Source organism: Bifidobacterium sp. M0399 (assembly GCF_016100595.1).
Lineage (GTDB): Bacteria > Actinomycetota > Actinomycetes > Actinomycetales > Bifidobacteriaceae > Bombiscardovia > Bombiscardovia polysaccharolytica.
This window is the reverse complement of the sequence record NZ_JACFSD010000001.1, coordinates 1,086,283-1,101,748: the sequence shown is the minus strand read 5'-3', so window position 1 is coordinate 1,101,748 and position 15,466 is coordinate 1,086,283. Positions and strand designations below refer to the sequence as shown.

Here is a 15,466-nt window from a genome sequence, read left to right as displayed (position 1 = left end):
GTGCCTTGCATATGGTCCCGGGCCGTGTGGCAGTGAATGTTCCAAGGCAAGGGAGGAGCGTACATCATGGATTCCATTCGTCTGAGCTCCATCAAGGTCGCACCCCTGCATGACCAGCAGAAGCCTGGGTTCAGCTATCAGGTCGATGCCGTCCTCTACCTGGATTTGAGTGAGGCAGGCAGACTCAACGACGGCACTCAGACCGTGGACTATGTGCAGATTGTCCGTAGGATTGTAAACCTGATCCAAAATGAGCCGGCCAACGAGATTCTGGAATCTCTGACCGCCAAGGTAGCTGATTCCATCCTGCTCTCCCACCAGATCCGTCGCACCCGCGTCACAGTCACCCGTCTGGGCGCTGACCAGGGAACAGGGGTCGATTTTCAGGTGGGCGTCACCTTGGAGCGAGCTGCCGACGACCAGTTGGAGGGCAACCCTGGCAGCTTGGAGTCTGGACGAGTCAGCGGCGCCGGGAATGCTGCTCTAGGGCATCCCTCGCTCCTGTTGTCTGGTCAGGCCGATTCCGTTCATGCTGCGCAGGCGCGATTGCGTCATCCTGTGACCTCTTCTACGCAGAACGACCTGTCCTCAGATCTGGAGAATGATAACGAGGTGTCCAGTCAGTCGACCGTTGAAGGCGCTCAACCGCAAGGCCTCCTGATGCGTGATGTGATTGCGCTGGAAGGGGCATCGGGAACCGACCGGCTGACCATGCTCCGTGCTCTTGCAGCCCTGGACGGGATCCCTGGCAGTCAGCTGGTTGGCATCTCGCCCCTATATGCCTACCGGGACGATCAGGGGGATCAGCGCCTATCGGCCGTGGTTATCCTGCAGACACCGCTGAGTCTGGAGGAGCTGCGGTCGGCCCTGGACATGGTGGCCGCTCCTATCAGACAGATGGGTGGACTGGATGCCGATGTAGTGGAAGTGGAGACATTGGACGGTTCGGCTCTGTCTTCGCAAAACCATCCGCCTCTGCTGGCTGCTGATGCGCCATCGCGCATTTTGATTCCCTGGGCTTATTTGGAGCCTGAACACTGCCTGCCTGGGGCTGGCGGATCCTGTCTGGCAAGCCTGTCCAACCGTGCTCCTGACCGTGATCGCATCAGCCTGGTCTCGGAGGACTGGATTCTGGACGGGTTGTCATGAGGGCCCGCCGCACCCCGCTCGTGCACTACCTGGTCGCCCTGATCCTGGGTTTGATGGGAGGTGCCGGTATATCAGAACTCGGTATGTCCACCAGGACGGATCTCATGGGGGTTCCCTGGCTGGTCAGCGTGCTGCTCTTCCTTCTGGGGGTGGCCATCCTGATCATGGCCTTCCAGGTGCATCGCTATGCCAAGGGAGACCGCAAGGAGATGGATTTGCGCTTCGCGGTCAATGTGCTGATCATGAGCAAGGCCTTGGGCGTTGCCTGTGCTGCCCTGTTGGGCTGGTATGGCAGTCAGGCACTGATCAGCATGGGGCATGCAGGCGCGCCCTATTACACACGGGTCATGCAGGAGTGTCTGGTGGCCTCCCTTGTCTGTCTGATCGATGTGGTGGCCGGAGCTGTGGGGGAGTGGCTGTGCCAACTGCCTCCGGACGACGGGCCCGAGAACCCCGATCGGCGCAAGTCCTCACGAAGACCCATGCCCGATGCGGCCGATACCGCTGATAGGGCGGAGATAAAAACTGATTCAGGCAAAAGACACCGCTGAACAGCGTCCAAGGCGGTGCTGAGGACATTCCTGAAGCTGGTCGGCTTGCTGCCGACCAGGCTGTTGATCCTTTGCTGTGAGAATACTCGATGACCTAGTGGAAGCTCAGTCTTTGGGCACCCTAATCATGGCTTCCTGAACCATGTAGGCTGCCAAATCGCCCCGACGGTTGTAGACCTTGGCTAGGCACAGGCTGCGGCCATGGTCGGCTACGGGGGACTCCTGAATGAAACAGTGCCAGTCACAGGGGTCCAGATCTTGGTACCACCACATGGCATGGTCGATGGAGGCGAAGGAAATCCCCGGGGTGGTCATGCTTAGTCCGGCACGACGCAGGGCGGGTTCCATCATGATTTGATCGCATTCCATAGCCAGCAATGCCCGGCGCATCAGCGGGTCCAGGTCGGCCCTTCCCTGGGTGCGGCTCCAAACGGCCTGGCGACTCCTGCTGTCATCCTTGGAATTACCATTTTGTGCATCATCCGCATCTTCCAGCAGGACCGTGCCGCCTACATGGCGCATGTCGAAGGGGCTCTGATGGGCGTAGTAGTCAGCGAAAGGGGATTGGTCGGCATAGGGCTCCATCAGTTCCCGGGAGCCAGGCAAATCCTCCGGATCGGGCAGACCCGTGGGCATGGGGTCGTCATAGCGGACACCCTCCTGGCCGACCTGTTGATAGGAGAGCAGGGCGTTGAGGATGGTCCGTTCCCCCTGGTGCAGATCAACTCGTCTGGAGGAGAAGGAATGCCCGTCGCGGATGATCTCGACTTCCGCTTGAACGTCCTGACTGAGCAGTCCGGTGCGCAAGTAATAGGCGTGCATCGAGTGGGGCAGTCGTCCTTCGGGCACGGTCCGCCCGCCGGCCATGATGGCTTGTCCCAGCAACTGGCCCCCATAAAGGCGACCTGTGGGGAAGTCCAGCGATTCGCCCCGAAAGCTGGAACGGCCATCAGTGTGCTGCTGTTCCTGCAGATTCAGCGCAGCGATGGCTCGAGTCAGCGGTTCATCCTCGGTGCTCATGCTTCCCCCGGTCCCTTGCTCTCTTGTAATCTGCTTTATTCAGCGGGTCAGCTTGCGGTGGATACGGTGGGGCCTGGAGGCCTCCTCGCCCAGACGCTTGACCTTGTTCTCCTGGTAGGCCTGGAAGTTGCCTTCGAACCAATACCAGGAGGCCGGATTCTCGTCCGTGCCCTCCCAGGCCAGGATATGGGTGGCGATTCGGTCCAGGAACCAGCGGTCGTGGGAGATGACCACAGCGCAGCCGGGGAAGGCCAGCAGGGCGTTCTCCAGACTTTCCAGGGTCTCCACGTCCAGATCGTTGGTGGGCTCGTCCAAGAGGAGCAGGTTGCCGCCCTGCTTCAGGGTGAGTGCCAGGTTCAGTCTGTTGCGCTCGCCGCCCGACAGGACGCCAGCAGGCTTCTGCTGATCCGAGCCTTTGAAGCCGAAGGAGGCCACATAGGCGCGGGTAGGCACTTCGACACCGCCGACCTCGATGAAGTCCAGCCCTCCGGAGACCACCTCCCAGAGGTTCTTGTTGGGGTCGATGCCCTCGCGGTTCTGATCTACGTAGGAAATCTTGACTGTGTCGCCGACCTCCAGGGTGCCCGATGTCAGTGGTTCCAGGCCCACGATGGTCTTGAAGAGTGTGGACTTGCCTACACCATTAGGGCCGATGACGCCCACGATGCCGTTTCGAGGCAGGGTGAAGCTCAGATCGTCGATCAGGACGCGGTCACCGAAGGCTTTATGGATGTGCTCGGCCTCCAGCACTTTGGAGCCCAGGCGGGGCCCCGGCGGAATCTGGATCTCGGAGAAGTCCAGCTTCTTGTTGTTCCGCGCCTCGTTCTCCATCTGCTCGTAACGCTCCAGGCGGGCCTTGTTCTTGGCCTGCCGGGCCTTGGGGGAGGACCGGACCCATTCCAGTTCGTTGTTAAGACGCTTGGCCAGTTTGGCATCCTTCTGCCCCTGGACCTCCAGACGCTTGGCCTTGGTCTCCAGATAGGTGGAGTAGTTGCCCTGGTAGGGGTAGAGGTGGCCGCGGTCCACCTCGCAGATCCACTCGGCCACGTTGTCAAGGAAGTACCGGTCGTGGGTCACTGCCAGGACGGCACCCTTGTAGGTGTGCAGGTACTGCTCCAGCCAGAGGATGGACTCGGCGTCCAAGTGGTTGGTGGGCTCGTCCAGCAGCAGCAGGTCGGGGGCTTCAAGCAAAAGCCGGCATAGAGCTACACGGCGGCGCTCGCCTCCAGAGATGACCGAGACAGGAGTGTCCGGGTCAGGGCACTGCAGGGCATCCATGGCCTGGTCCAGCTGGGAGTCAAGGTCCCAGCCGTTGGCTGCATCAATCTGCTCCTGAAGCTGACCCATCTCGGTCATGAGAGCATCGTAATCGGCATTGGGGTCGGCCATCTGTTCGCCGATCTGGTTAAAGCGGTCCACCTTGCTCATGATGTCGCCGAAGGCCATGCGAATGTTCTCGCCCACGGTCTTGTCTTCGTCCAGCGGTGGCTCCTGCTGGAGGATGCCTACCGTATAGCCGGGGGTGAGCTGTGCCTCACCGTTGCTGACCGTGTCCAGGCCGGCCATGATTCGCAGCAGGGTGGACTTGCCCATGCCGTTGGGGCCCACCACGCCGATTTTGGCGCCGGGCAGGAAACTCAGGGTCACATCGTCCAGGATGACGCGGTCGCCGAAGGACTTGCGCGCCTTGATCATCTGATAAATGAATTCGGCCAAGAAGCTACCTCACAGAACCATAGAAAGACAGTGCAAACTGCATTCATGGTAGTGGGAACTTCTGACTTATGCGCCGGGCTGATAAGCAAGGTGAGGCAGATGGATGGCCGCCTATAAACAAGACCTATGACCAGACCCTGGTTCTGCCGCTGTGGTCGGGGTAGCCTTGAGTCGACGTTCCCGCCCGGCATGCGCAGGTCAAGGAGCGCCGGACGGGCCCTTGCCGGCTTGGCAGGTACCGGCCTATCGCTGTGCGCATGAGGAATGGGCCGTCTACTGCATGACGGTCGTAAGGAAGCATCAATGACGGTGAAACAGCAACAGGGTCAGATTTCCGTAGCTCATCGGCTGCGCTGGAGGCCGCTCGACATTGCGGTCGGCGCAGGCCTGGGCGCGGTGTCGGGGTTGATTTACTGGTTGGCCAGTCTGCTCGCCTCGTGGATATTCCCGTTGATGACGGCCCTGCTTCCTGGGGCGGCGGCCCTTTTGCATGGGGTCTTCTACTTTCCCTGCACCCTTTCCCTGTTGATATTGCGCAAGCCAGGCGCAGCCGTCTACGTTGGCGTCATCAGCGTTCTGGTCGAGATTCTGCCTGGCAATGCCTATAACGTGCCGATGATTTTGGTGGAGGCCATTGTCGAGGCCCTATGCGCGGAACTGGCCTTCGGAATATTTCGTTACCGCCGGTGGACCCTGGGAACGACCGTTTTGGGGGGTATTCTGATAGCTTTGGTGTACAACGCTTTTCTCCTGGCCTTTTACTATCAGGGGGTCTCCCTCCTCAGTCCGAGGGGGATTATCGGCACCATCTGTGAACTGATCAGCGGAGTGGTTCTGGCTGGACTGGTCAGCTGGTTCCTCTTCCGGGCCATCGGCCGCACCGGTGCTCTGGATCGGCTGGCATCCGGTCAGGATGTCAGGCAGGTCTGAAGATCGGTATCCTCGTCAGACCGACTGTATCGACCATATGATTGTTTGTGAAGCTGTGACAGCCCGTACCGGGCAGGAAGGGTCCTATTATGACCAAGCTTCGTTCCTACCTCGCAGCAGCGATACTTCCGTTCATTCTGGCAGCGGGCGCCTGCGGCACCTCCCCGGCTCCCCAGGAAGACCGGGTCGACCCCCAGGCCGCCATCAGCGTCAACAATGCCGAACCTACGGCCCCCTTGATTCCCTCCAGCACCAACGACACCGCAGGCTGGAAGGTGGTGACTCAGCTCTTCGATGGGTTGGTCACCTTCGACGACAAAGGCGGGATGACCCTGGTCGAGGCCAAATCGATTACACCCAATGAGAATGCAAGCCAGTACACGATTGTCCTCAAACCAGGACTCACCTTCAGCGATGGGGAGAAGATCACAGCCAAGACCTATGCAGATTCCTGGTCTTTTGCGGCGAATGCAGCCAATGGGCAGTTGGGTGCCTCGGCTTTTTCGACCATCGCCGGGTACGAGCAAGTCCAGGATGAGCACGGCGACCCCAAAGCCCCTCTGTCGGGTCTTCGGGTGGTTGACGATCTGACCCTGGAGGTGACCATGGGCAAGCCGGATTCCTCCTTCCCCTACAAGGTGGGTGATGTGGCCTTCCTTCCTCTGCCGGCGTCCGCCTACAAGGACATCAAGGCCTTTGGCAAGAAACCGATCGGGAACGGGCCCTACCGCTTCAAATCCTGGGTGCCCAATCAGGGGATCAAGCTGCAGAAGGATCCTACATACAAGGGACCGCGCAAGGCTCGGAACGGAAGCCTGGAGTTCAGGGACTACCAGAGTCTTGATGCTGCCTATGCCGATGTTGAGGCCGGCCATCTGGATGTGCTCGATACGGTTCCGGTCTCCCGCCTGAAAACCTTCCATACCGATTCGGGCCTGCAGCCCTTGATCAAGCCCGGGCCGGCATTCCGGTCGCTGACCATCCCGCAAGGCTTGAAGCATTTCCAGGGGCAGGAAGGCGCTCTTCGCCGTGCAGCCCTGTCATATGCCCTGGATCGCACGAAAATAGCCGAAAAGGTCTTCGCTGGTTCAGTTACGCCGGCCACTGATTTCCTGGCCCCAACCATCAAGGGGAATGCCTCCGACATCAAAGGCAAAAAAGTGCTGAGCCACGATCCGGACCAGGCCCGTAGGTTGTGGAAGCAGGCTGATGCCATATCCCCCTGGGAGGGCACGATTCGCATCGCATACAGTGCTGACGGGACCGACAAGGACTGGGTTGATGCGGTTCTGCACGAGTATGCCCAGGTTCTAGGCATCAAGACGGAACCAAATATCTTTCCTACGGGCAAGGAATTCAATACGGCAGTTCATAACCGTCAGGTCAACAGTATTTTCAATTCGGGCATCACCTCGGACTATCCCCACCCCGAAGGCTACTTGGTTCAAGGGTATGCCTCCAGCCAGGCCGATGGCAAGGGTCTGAACAATGGGGACTACAAGAGCGCGGAATATGATGCCATTCTTTCCCGCGCCGCCTCCAAGACCGATCAGGACGAAGCCATGCAGGATTACCGCCAGGCCGAGGCCGTTCTCTTCAAGGACCTTCCGGTACTGCCGCTCTGGTACAGGAAGGTCTCAGCAGTGGCCGGCAGGCAGGTTCGCCAGGCTCCTTTCGGATACATGGGTCTGCCTGTCTATAACCAGGTCACCAAGTAGGTCCGACAATCCGGACCTGGCTGATGACGAGTCGTCTTGATACCATGACTCTGGCCGGTACGATCGGCCTGGGGCCTTAGCTCAGTCGGTTAGAGCAAACGACTCATAATCGTTCGGTCCAGGGTTCAAGCCCCTGAGGCCCCACAGAAGAGCAAGCCCCGGAAATTTTTAACTTCCGGGGCTTTATTAATAGATTGAATAGAGGAGATCAAGGTCTCTCATCCCAAAGTCAATTGGGTAACTTGGCTCAACACTGGTCCGCGTCTTCAATGACTGCCAGTGGAAGGACTAGGTGTTGTGCACCGAACTTTCTTGATAGTCTTAGTAGAAGGACTAGCCCCGGCTATTGTCGGGGCCGTCCTCTCGCTGCCTAGCTCTAGCATCCATGATTCACCGATGCAAATATGTATGGCTTCACATGTAAGCCGGGGGAAAAGAGCTAGGCGCGTTTTTTATATCGGATCATAGAGCACCCTCGGTGTATGTCCACTTCTCGGTGCCCCAAGCGTGCATACGTAGACAGCCATAAAATCTGCGCATGCCACAATAATCCGGAAGCGTTTCCGTAGAACCGCTAAGTATGAGAATTTATCAGGGAAAAGAATACGGGACGGGCTCGAGTCAGAGCCGTCGGCATATGCCGGGAAACTATACGCATGTACATCTCCTCTGGAACTGAAGATAATTCAGTCCCTGTAGGTCCATCGTGTATACGTCCCCCGTATATCTGTTCTTAATCATACACCCTGGAGGGGGTGTGTCAAAGCTGAGAAGGGTGCCGTCACCGTGCTTCCGGTCAGATGGATTTGATGAAAAGATTGCTGGCCTCGGGCAGAGCGGTTTGCGCATCTCCGCTCCTCCTGGCTGAAGAGGACAAGCGGCACGTGCCTACTAAACAAGCTACCTGCTTGCTTGAATCAATAGGGTAGCTCGCATTGTTTCGTCGGGTCTATTTTCTAGGGGCGCCCTTGAATATATTGGGCCCTCAGAAACCGAAGGTATGTTCATTCTTGGACTTCAAAATCCAGGCATAACCACTTATTGGCATGAATATGACTGACACCTAGACGATGATCCTCGGCTGGGTACATCTTCAGTTGCGAATATTTCAACAGAAGAGTGTTATTGGTCCATAAATGATCAACCGTTGGCCTCAGATCTCTTATTGATGTTACTCGGCAGGCTGCTCCTTGTTTTCTCTCTTTTCCTTTCTGATCAAGTGCAAGTATCTATACACCGTTGGTGCTGAAATGCCCAGTGCACCAGCCACGGTATCTATTGCACCCTTGATCAGGAAGATACCCGAATCGTCAAGGTCGGTGATGAGCTTCAGTCGTTCTGATTTGTTCATCCGCTCGGGCTGAACCCTGTGTTCCGCTACAAATGTTTGGATGTGCTGGTTTGTCAGATCCTCCGCGTTCACGGATAGGGTTTCATGCGTCCCATCGGTGACCGCCTGCTGAACAGATGCATCATTCTGAATTATTGCATTGCCATGCTCATCGGGCGTATCCACAGTTTGTGTGTCAGAATCCGATTGATCTCTCATGATGCGATGTGTAGGGAATGGGGATCCGCTGGAACTGATGGAATCCAGATAGTCGCTAGCTGTTCGCAGAGCTTTACTGGTCTCTTTGAAGATGGAATTGTCAAAGTTGATGCAGAGAAAACCGATGACCTGATCTCCTGTATTGCGCAGGAAAAAGGTGGAGGAGACAATAGGGCGGCCTTCATGCGTGTAGCCAGCATAACGGACCAGGTAGTTTCGATGTTCGTATTCGCGGTTCTGCCAGATTCTCAGAACCAAGTCGGTGGCGGGACTGCCTACTTTGCGTCCGCTGACATGTCCGTTGGCGATTGCAACGACTGAGTGTGAGAAGTCCTTTACGTCCTGCAGAACGACCTCGGTGTCATGTCCCAATAGCTCGCCTAGGAAGTCTACCAAGGGAATAAAGGGTCGTAGGGATGTTGAGATGTTCTCTGCTCCGTTCATATTGCATTCCTTTCCCCCTGACGATCTGTATTTGCAACAGGAAACAATGCCGACATGTAGAAGGAATTCTATCACAATACAAAAAAGCTATTTTGTTAAAGACAAAATATTATTGATGTGATAAAATAATATAAACAACTCAAGGAGGAGGTGCTGCACATGAGTAGATCTGATTCGCAATCCAGTTCGGCCGAGAAATATGAAGATGAGGATTTGAAACGCAGCCTCAACACTCGGCAGATGGGGATGATGGCGATTGGCGGGGCAATCGGAGTCGGCCTATTCTACGGGTCCTCCGGGGCGATATCTTATGCTGGTCCATCCGTTCTGCTGGCATACGCACTGGCAGGCGCTGCTATATTTGTAGTCTGTCGGGCAGTGGGCGAAATGGCCACTGCTGAACCGGTATCAGGTGCAACCGTATCGTATGCCAGTAGATATATTCATCCTTTCGTGGGGTATGCAATAGGTTGGACCAGTCTGCTCGGCTGCGTGGCTGGTTCAGGAGCGGAATTTACAGCATTGGGGAAATATGTCCAGTTTTGGTTTCCCTCCTTTCCCATATGGGCCAGCGGCTTGATTGGCATGGTGCTGATGGGGGTCATCAACCTGATATCCGTCAGCTTCTATGGCGAGTCGCAGTTTTGGCTTTCGGCCGTGAAGGTAGTCACCATCGTCGTTATGGTCATCGGTGGCCTGATTATCATCTTCACCGGCATTGGCAACGGCGGGCATCCAGTCATGCTTAAAAACCTGACAGTCGATGGATTCATGCCGAATGGCCTGTCCGGGCTGCTGTTTTCTGTGGTCATGGTGGCTTTTGCCTTTGGAGGCTCGGAGTCGGTCGCCTATACGGCAGGTGAAGCAAAAGATGTCAAGAAAACCATGCCTCGCGCCGTCAACGGGGTGTTTTGGAGCATTATCCTCTTTTACTTGGGATCCACTTTTGTGATCCTGTGCATGTGGCCCTGGGATAAAATGAAGGGTGTGGGTTCTCCCTTTGTCCGTGTCTTCGCGTCATTGGGTATCCCGGCTGCGGCCTCCATCATCAACTTTGTCGTCATTACCGCGTCCCTGAGCGCCGTAAGCAGCGGCATCTTCATGTACAGCCGTCAGCTTTACAACCTTTCGCTCCAAGGCAGCGCTCCCTCTATACTCTCCAAGGTGTCAAAGAAGAAGATTCCATACGTCAGCGTGCTGACTGTAGTGCTTATGCAGCTGGTAGGCATAGCGCTGATGGCTGTTCTTCCTGAGCGTGCATTCGCACTTTTCTCATCGATCACGGTCTTCATGCTGGTCTTCAGCTGGGTGGCAGAGCTTGTCAGCGAGTATCACTTCCGTTCGATAAAGCGCCGTGAGGGCAAAGAGGACGAGCTGACCTTCAAGCTGCCTCTGTACCCCTTCAGCAATTTCTATGCGCTCGCATTCATGGGGCTGGTCATGATAATGATGGCAATAATGCCGGAATACAGAATCAGCTACCTGGTGACCATACCCTGGATGATTCTCCTTGCAGTTTTGTTCGTTCTTCAACGCAGAAGCAGCAACAAGCAGACTGAGACAACTTCGGATGAAGACTTGGGCAAACCGGCGCCCACTATCGGAGAAGCGGATTTGGACGCTACACTTTCAGGCGAGGGTCATGAGGCCATGGCGGATTCCTGATCGTATCGCCGAGGATCTGGCTAACTGAAAAAGACGGTCGGTTCGTCCGGCCAAAACATGGAAGGAATACAATGACCTACGATTTTACCAGCATCATGGATAGGCATGGCAAGGATGCCATTGCGGTTGACGGTCTGGGCGCCCAGCCTGGTTTCGCTCCCGAACCGCCCAAGGAGGGGTTCGATGTCATTCCCATGTGGGTGGCCGACATGAATTTCCCAACTGTGCCGACCATTCCCGAGGCCATCATTGAGCGTGCCAAGCATCCGGCTTTCGGCTACTTCGATCCGAGTGATGATTACTACAATTCAATTATCAACTGGCAGCGGACCCGTAACGGCGTGGAGGGCCTGACGGCCGAAGCCATCGGCTATGAGAATGGGGTTTTGGGCGGAGTGGTTTCCACCTTGACCGCCTTTGCGGCTCCTGGCGATGCTGTGCTGCTTCACAGCCCGACATATGTCGGCTTCACGATGTGCATCGAGAACAACGGCTACCACATCGTGCACAGCCCCTTGAAGAAGGACGAGCAGGGCGTCTGGCGGATGGACTTCGAGGACATGGACCGCAAGCTCAAGGAGAACAACATCCATGTGGCGGTCTTCTGCAGCCCGCACAACCCCTGCGGCCGTGTCTGGGAGAAGTGGGAGATCGAGAAGGCCATGGAGGTATATAAGGAGAACGACTGCGTGGTCATCTCCGACGAGATATGGTCAGACCTGATCCTGGCAGGCAACAAGCACATCCCTACCCAGTCGGTCAGCGAGGATGCCCGCAACAGGACGGCTGCCTTCTATGCGCCCAGCAAGACCTTCAACCTGGCCGGGCTGGTCGGCTCCTACCACATCATCTATAACAAGTACCTGCGCGACAGGATTGTGGCCAAGGGATCCAAGGCCCACTACAACGACATGAACGTTCTGTCCATGCATGCCCTGATCGGAGCCTACAAGCCCCAGGGCCAGGAGTGGGTGGACGAACTCCGGGAGGTCCTGACCGGAAATGTGGACTACGCCTACGATTACATCCGGCAGCATTTCGAGGGAGTCGAGCTTTCCAAGCCCCAGGGCACCTACATGCTCTTCCTCGATTGCACGCAATGGTGCAAGGACCACGATCTGAGCTTGGATCAGCTGCTCAAGCGTGCCTGGGATGTGGGTGTAGCCGTTCAGGATGGGCGGCAGTTCAAGGCTCCCTGCGCCATCCGCATGAACCTGGCCCTGCCTTTGAGCCGCGTCCAGGAGGCTATGGACCGTCTGGACAAGTACGTCTTCAACGCCTGAATGATCATGGACCCTCGCTGTCGGGCGGAACCGATCAGCGGGGGTCCATCATATGTGAGCGAATCCTTGCTGCAGACTCACTGGAATTGCATGCCGCCGTCCACAATCAGGGTCTGGCCGGTGATGTAGTCAGAGTCGTGCCCGGCCAGGAAGGCCACGGCATTGGCCACGTCCTCCGGTTCGGAAAGCCGTCCCAGGGCGATGCCGTCCGAGAAGGTGGACATGCCCCACTCGTCATCCTTCCCGGCGTTGACCCCCACCTGATGAGCGATGTCCATCATCATGGGCGTCTTGACAATGCCGGGGGCGTAGGCGTTGGCGGTGATGCCCTCCTTGGCCAGATCACGCGCAGCTACCTGAGTCAGGCCTCGAATGGCGAACTTGGTGGAGGAATAAAGCATGAGGTTGGGGTTGCCCACCACGCCGGCCTGGCTGGTGGCGTTGATGATCTTGCCCCCGTGGCCCCGGTCGCGGAAGGCCTGAACAGCGGCCTGCATGCCCCAGATGGTTCCTGCCACATTTACGTGGTAAACCTTGTCGAACAGCTCGGGGGTGATGGATTCGATGGGGGTGGTCGGACCCAGACCGGCGTTGTTGACGATCACGTTGAAGTCGCCCAATGTGGTAGCGGTCTTCTCGACGGCCGAGCGCACCTGGACACGGTCGGTCACGTCCAGGGTGACGGCCATGGCCCGCCCGTGCGATTGATTGATGGAGTCGGCCACAGCCTGGGCCTTGTCTGTATTCATGTCCGCCACGGCCACGGCGAACCCGTCCTTGGCGAGCCGACGGGCAATAGCCTCGCCGATCCCCTGAGCCGCCCCGGTAACGAACGCTACTTCCTGCTGCATTGCTGCCCTCCTTTGTTGCCTTGTCGGGCCGGCCGGTCCGACTGTTCGATTCTAAAGGAAGCTCGACTGGCTGCTCCGGGTTGGTGGATTCGGCGTGTGGCGCAAGGGGGTCGTATTTTCCCCGGGTTGCGCTAGACTATTACGCGGTTGCCGGTTCACGTCCGCCACAGGGGCGGTCGACCCGGGGCCCTTGAATCTAGGAGTAACCATGAAGCAGGGAATTCATCCCGATTATCATCCCGTTGAGGTCACGTGCTCGTGCGGCAATACCTTCATCACCCGTTCGACCGCTCCCGGCGATCATATGACGGTTGATGTCTGCTCGCACTGCCACCCCTTCTACACCGGCAAGCAGAAGATTCTGGATACCGGTGGTCGCGTGGCTCGGTTCGAAGCCCGTTACGGCAAGAGGACCAAGTAGCACTTCCAACGCCAGTCCCTTCCGGGTCGCTCTGCTATGCCCGGTGGGGACTGGCGTTTTTTATGACTTGAACCATGCGGATGAGCGGACGGGAAGGGTGTAGATGAGCGAGGAGCAGTTTCCGGCGGCGGTGGCTGCCGTCGAGGAGTACGGTCGCCTGGAAAAGCAGATGAGTCAGCCCGAAACGGCTTCAGACCCGGCGCAGATCCGCAAATTGGGCCGCAGACATGCTGAACTCGCTCCCATCGTTGAAGCTTATAAGGCCTACCAAAGCGCCTTGGAGGACAGTCAGGCGGCCGAACAGATGGCACGGGAGGATCCTGACTTCGCCGAAGAGGCCAAAGCCGTGGCTGACCGGATACCGGACCTGGAGCAGAATCTGCGTACAGCTCTTATTCCGCGTGATCCCGATGACAGCCGCGATACGATTATGGAGATCAAGGCCGGCAGCGGCGGCGAGGAGGCGGCCCTCTTCGCCGGCGATCTGATGCGCATGTATGTGCGGTATGCCGAAAAACGTGGCTGGACCACCGAGATCATGAGTGAGAACCGCACCCAGCTGGGAGGAGTCAAGGATGCCCAGCTGGCTATCCGCGCTCGCGGTCAGGTAGCTCCTGCCGACGGCGTCTGGGCCTCGCTCAAGTACGAGGGCGGCGTCCATCGGGTCCAGCGCATTCCCGTCACCGAGTCCCAAGGCCGCATTCAGACTTCAGCCGCTGGAGTCATCGTTTTTCCGGAGGCCGATGAGGACGACGACGAGATCGAGATTGACCCTAAGGATCTCAAGGTTGACATCTTCATGAGCTCCGGCCCAGGAGGACAGTCCGTCAATACCACCTACTCCGCTGTGCGTATGACCCACATCCCCACCGGCATCGTGGTCTCCATGCAGGACGAGAAATCCCAGATACAGAATCGTCAGGCTGCCCTGCGGGTACTCAAGTCCCGTCTTCTGGCCATGAAGCACGAGGAGGAGGCTGCCCAGGCCGCCGACATGCGTCATTCCCAGGTTCGTTCCCTGGATCGGTCCGAGCGCATCAGGACCTACAACTTCCCCGAGAGCCGGATCGTGGATCATCGCACCGGCTACAAGGCCTACAACCTGGAACAGGTGCTGGACGGCGACCTGCAGGCTGTCATCGACTCCGATATTCAGGCCGACGAGGCCCGCAGAATGGCATCACAGGAGTGAATCAGCAGGAGCACGGGGCCAGTCTGGCAGAGCTGGTTGATAGGGGCCATCGCCTGCTGGCCCAGGCGGGTGTGTCTACTCCGATCAATGATGCCAGGCTGTTGCTAGCCGATGCTTTGCGGTGTGATTTGCACCAGCTGGATCAGGCTCTGCTTATGGATTGGACTGCTGAGGAACTGCTGACGAAAGGTGCTGGTCGCACATACACTGATGGTTCCCAGTCGGCGGCCCTTGAACGTTATCAGTCCTATCTGCAAAGGCGAGCCGGACGCGAACCCCTGCAGTACATTCTTGGCCATGCCTACTTCCGTTATTTGGATCTTCGCCTGGGACCGGGGGTCTTTATCCCTCGTCCTGAGACTGAAACGGTTGTCCAGGCGGGAGTGGATGCCTTGGCTGGAATGGATCATCCACTGGCGGTGGACCTGTGCTCTGGCAGCGGGGCCATCGGGCTGTCTCTGGCCATAGAGGTTCCAGGGGTGCGGGTCCGGGCCGCGGAGGTAGACGAGCAGGCATATCGGTGGGGTGCAATGAACGCCGCCGCTCAGGAGGCTGCTATCCGGGAGGCTGGATCCGATTATCAGCTGCTGCTGGCTGATGCCACGGATCCCGCCACCCTGTCTGATCTGGATGCCCATGTGGATCTGGTTATCAGCAACCCACCCTACGTCCCCCTGGATGCGATTCCTAGCCAGCCCGAGGTGCGTGACTGGGATCCAGATCTGGCCCTCTACGGTGGTTCGGCTGACGGGTGCGCCTTGCCCTGCCGCATTCTGGACAGGGCCAAAATCCTGTTGGCTCCCGGTGGTCTGCTGGTTATGGAACATGATGCCTGTCAGGGACCGGCCATGGTTGCTGCCGCACAGGAGCGAGGGTACCTTGAGGCATGCACCCATCAGGATCTGGCCGGCCGAGACCGCTACCTTACCGCTCGGCGGCCAGTCTTTGCTTCCTAGCGGCCTGCCGTGGTCCTGGGA

Annotated in this window: 13 protein-coding genes and 1 tRNA gene; 10 read left to right on the top strand and 4 right to left on the bottom strand. The window is 57.8% G+C overall.

Annotated features, from left to right (window positions below):
* Positions 1-66 precede the first annotated feature (66 nt).
* Entirely contained in the window at positions 67-1,149 is a 1,083-nt protein-coding gene (locus tag H3V09_RS04440) for a dihydroneopterin aldolase (RefSeq protein WP_198191069.1), read from the top strand.
* Positions 1,146-1,700, top strand: a complete 555-nt coding sequence (locus H3V09_RS04435) for a DUF3180 domain-containing protein (RefSeq protein WP_110425671.1) — start codon at positions 1,146-1,148, stop codon at positions 1,698-1,700. Before H3V09_RS04440 ends, H3V09_RS04435 begins: the two co-directional genes overlap by 4 nt.
* A gap of 105 nt (positions 1,701-1,805) precedes the next feature.
* Here H3V09_RS04435 and H3V09_RS04430 read toward each other — a convergent pair whose 3' ends face one another.
* Positions 1,806-2,720, bottom strand: coding sequence for an acyl-CoA thioesterase (locus tag H3V09_RS04430; protein ID WP_198191068.1), 915 nt, complete (start codon positions 2,718-2,720; stop codon positions 1,806-1,808).
* 39 nt (positions 2,721-2,759) lie between these two features.
* Positions 2,760-4,436, bottom strand: a complete 1,677-nt coding sequence (ettA, locus tag H3V09_RS04425; protein ID WP_024626701.1) for an energy-dependent translational throttle protein EttA — start codon at positions 4,434-4,436, stop codon at positions 2,760-2,762.
* 303 nt (positions 4,437-4,739) lie between these two features.
* Here ettA and H3V09_RS04420 point away from each other — a divergent pair, with 303 nt between their 5' ends.
* The 3 genes from H3V09_RS04420 to H3V09_RS04410 all read left to right on the top strand — a co-directional run bounded on the left by H3V09_RS04420 (position 4,740) and on the right by H3V09_RS04410 (position 7,228).
* A complete protein-coding gene (locus H3V09_RS04420) occupies positions 4,740-5,366 on the top strand; it encodes an ECF transporter S component (RefSeq protein ID WP_110425669.1) in 627 nt (208 codons plus the stop codon).
* 89 nt (positions 5,367-5,455) lie between these two features.
* Positions 5,456-7,084 (top strand): peptide ABC transporter substrate-binding protein, encoded by a 1,629-nt coding sequence (locus H3V09_RS04415; RefSeq protein WP_198191067.1) that lies wholly within the window; start codon positions 5,456-5,458, stop codon positions 7,082-7,084.
* A 70-nt stretch (positions 7,085-7,154) separates the two neighbouring features.
* A tRNA-Ile gene (locus tag H3V09_RS04410) sits at positions 7,155-7,228 on the top strand.
* A gap of 1,027 nt (positions 7,229-8,255) precedes the next feature.
* Here the strand turns inward: H3V09_RS04410 and H3V09_RS04405 are convergent.
* Positions 8,256-9,077 (bottom strand): helix-turn-helix transcriptional regulator, encoded by an 822-nt coding sequence (locus H3V09_RS04405; RefSeq protein ID WP_198191066.1) that lies wholly within the window; start codon positions 9,075-9,077, stop codon positions 8,256-8,258.
* Between the two features lie 159 nt (positions 9,078-9,236).
* Here H3V09_RS04405 and H3V09_RS04400 point away from each other — a divergent pair, with 159 nt between their 5' ends.
* Together H3V09_RS04400 and H3V09_RS04395 are read left to right on the top strand one after the other, a co-directional pair.
* A complete protein-coding gene (locus H3V09_RS04400; protein WP_198191065.1) occupies positions 9,237-10,742 on the top strand; it encodes an amino acid permease in 1,506 nt (501 codons plus the stop codon).
* Between the two features lie 71 nt (positions 10,743-10,813).
* Positions 10,814-12,025, top strand: a complete 1,212-nt coding sequence (locus H3V09_RS04395; protein WP_198191064.1) for a MalY/PatB family protein — start codon at positions 10,814-10,816, stop codon at positions 12,023-12,025.
* Positions 12,026-12,102: 77 nt separating this feature from the next.
* Here the strand turns inward: H3V09_RS04395 and H3V09_RS04390 are convergent, their stop codons facing one another.
* Entirely contained in the window at positions 12,103-12,876 is a 774-nt protein-coding gene (locus tag H3V09_RS04390) for a (S)-acetoin forming diacetyl reductase (protein WP_144177517.1), read from the bottom strand.
* Between the two features lie 208 nt (positions 12,877-13,084).
* On the opposite strand from H3V09_RS04390, the gene rpmE reads away from it, so the two are divergent.
* The 3 genes from rpmE (at position 13,085) to prmC (ending at position 15,445) form a co-directional block, all read left to right on the top strand.
* Entirely contained in the window at positions 13,085-13,297 is a 213-nt protein-coding gene (gene rpmE, locus H3V09_RS04385) for a 50S ribosomal protein L31 (RefSeq protein ID WP_015022244.1), read from the top strand.
* A gap of 103 nt (positions 13,298-13,400) precedes the next feature.
* Positions 13,401-14,489, top strand: a complete 1,089-nt coding sequence (gene prfA / locus H3V09_RS04380) for a peptide chain release factor 1 (protein WP_198191063.1) — start codon at positions 13,401-13,403, stop codon at positions 14,487-14,489.
* Positions 14,486-15,445: a peptide chain release factor N(5)-glutamine methyltransferase gene (prmC, locus tag H3V09_RS04375; protein ID WP_198191062.1), complete on the top strand. Its 960-nt coding sequence runs from the start codon at positions 14,486-14,488 to the stop codon at positions 15,443-15,445. Before prfA ends, prmC begins: the two co-directional genes overlap by 4 nt.
* The last annotated feature ends 21 nt before the right edge of the window (positions 15,446-15,466 follow it).

Coding starts and splice junctions, on each gene's coding strand:
- H3V09_RS04440 (WP_198191069.1), top strand. CDS start 67: ATGGATTCCATTCGTCTGAGCTCCATCAAGGTCGCACCCCTGCATGAC.
- H3V09_RS04435 (WP_110425671.1), top strand. CDS start 1,146: ATGAGGGCCCGCCGCACCCCGCTCGTGCACTACCTGGTCGCCCTGATC.
- H3V09_RS04430 (WP_198191068.1), bottom strand. CDS start 2,720: ATGAGCACCGAGGATGAACCGCTGACTCGAGCCATCGCTGCGCTGAAT.
- H3V09_RS04420 (WP_110425669.1), top strand. CDS start 4,740: ATGACGGTGAAACAGCAACAGGGTCAGATTTCCGTAGCTCATCGGCTG.
- H3V09_RS04415 (WP_198191067.1), top strand. CDS start 5,456: ATGACCAAGCTTCGTTCCTACCTCGCAGCAGCGATACTTCCGTTCATT.
- H3V09_RS04405 (WP_198191066.1), bottom strand. CDS start 9,077: ATGAACGGAGCAGAGAACATCTCAACATCCCTACGACCCTTTATTCCC.
- H3V09_RS04400 (WP_198191065.1), top strand. CDS start 9,237: ATGAGTAGATCTGATTCGCAATCCAGTTCGGCCGAGAAATATGAAGAT.
- H3V09_RS04395 (WP_198191064.1), top strand. CDS start 10,814: ATGACCTACGATTTTACCAGCATCATGGATAGGCATGGCAAGGATGCC.
- H3V09_RS04390 (WP_144177517.1), bottom strand. CDS start 12,876: ATGCAGCAGGAAGTAGCGTTCGTTACCGGGGCGGCTCAGGGGATCGGC.
- rpmE (WP_015022244.1), top strand. CDS start 13,085: ATGAAGCAGGGAATTCATCCCGATTATCATCCCGTTGAGGTCACGTGC.
- prfA (WP_198191063.1), top strand. CDS start 13,401: ATGAGCGAGGAGCAGTTTCCGGCGGCGGTGGCTGCCGTCGAGGAGTAC.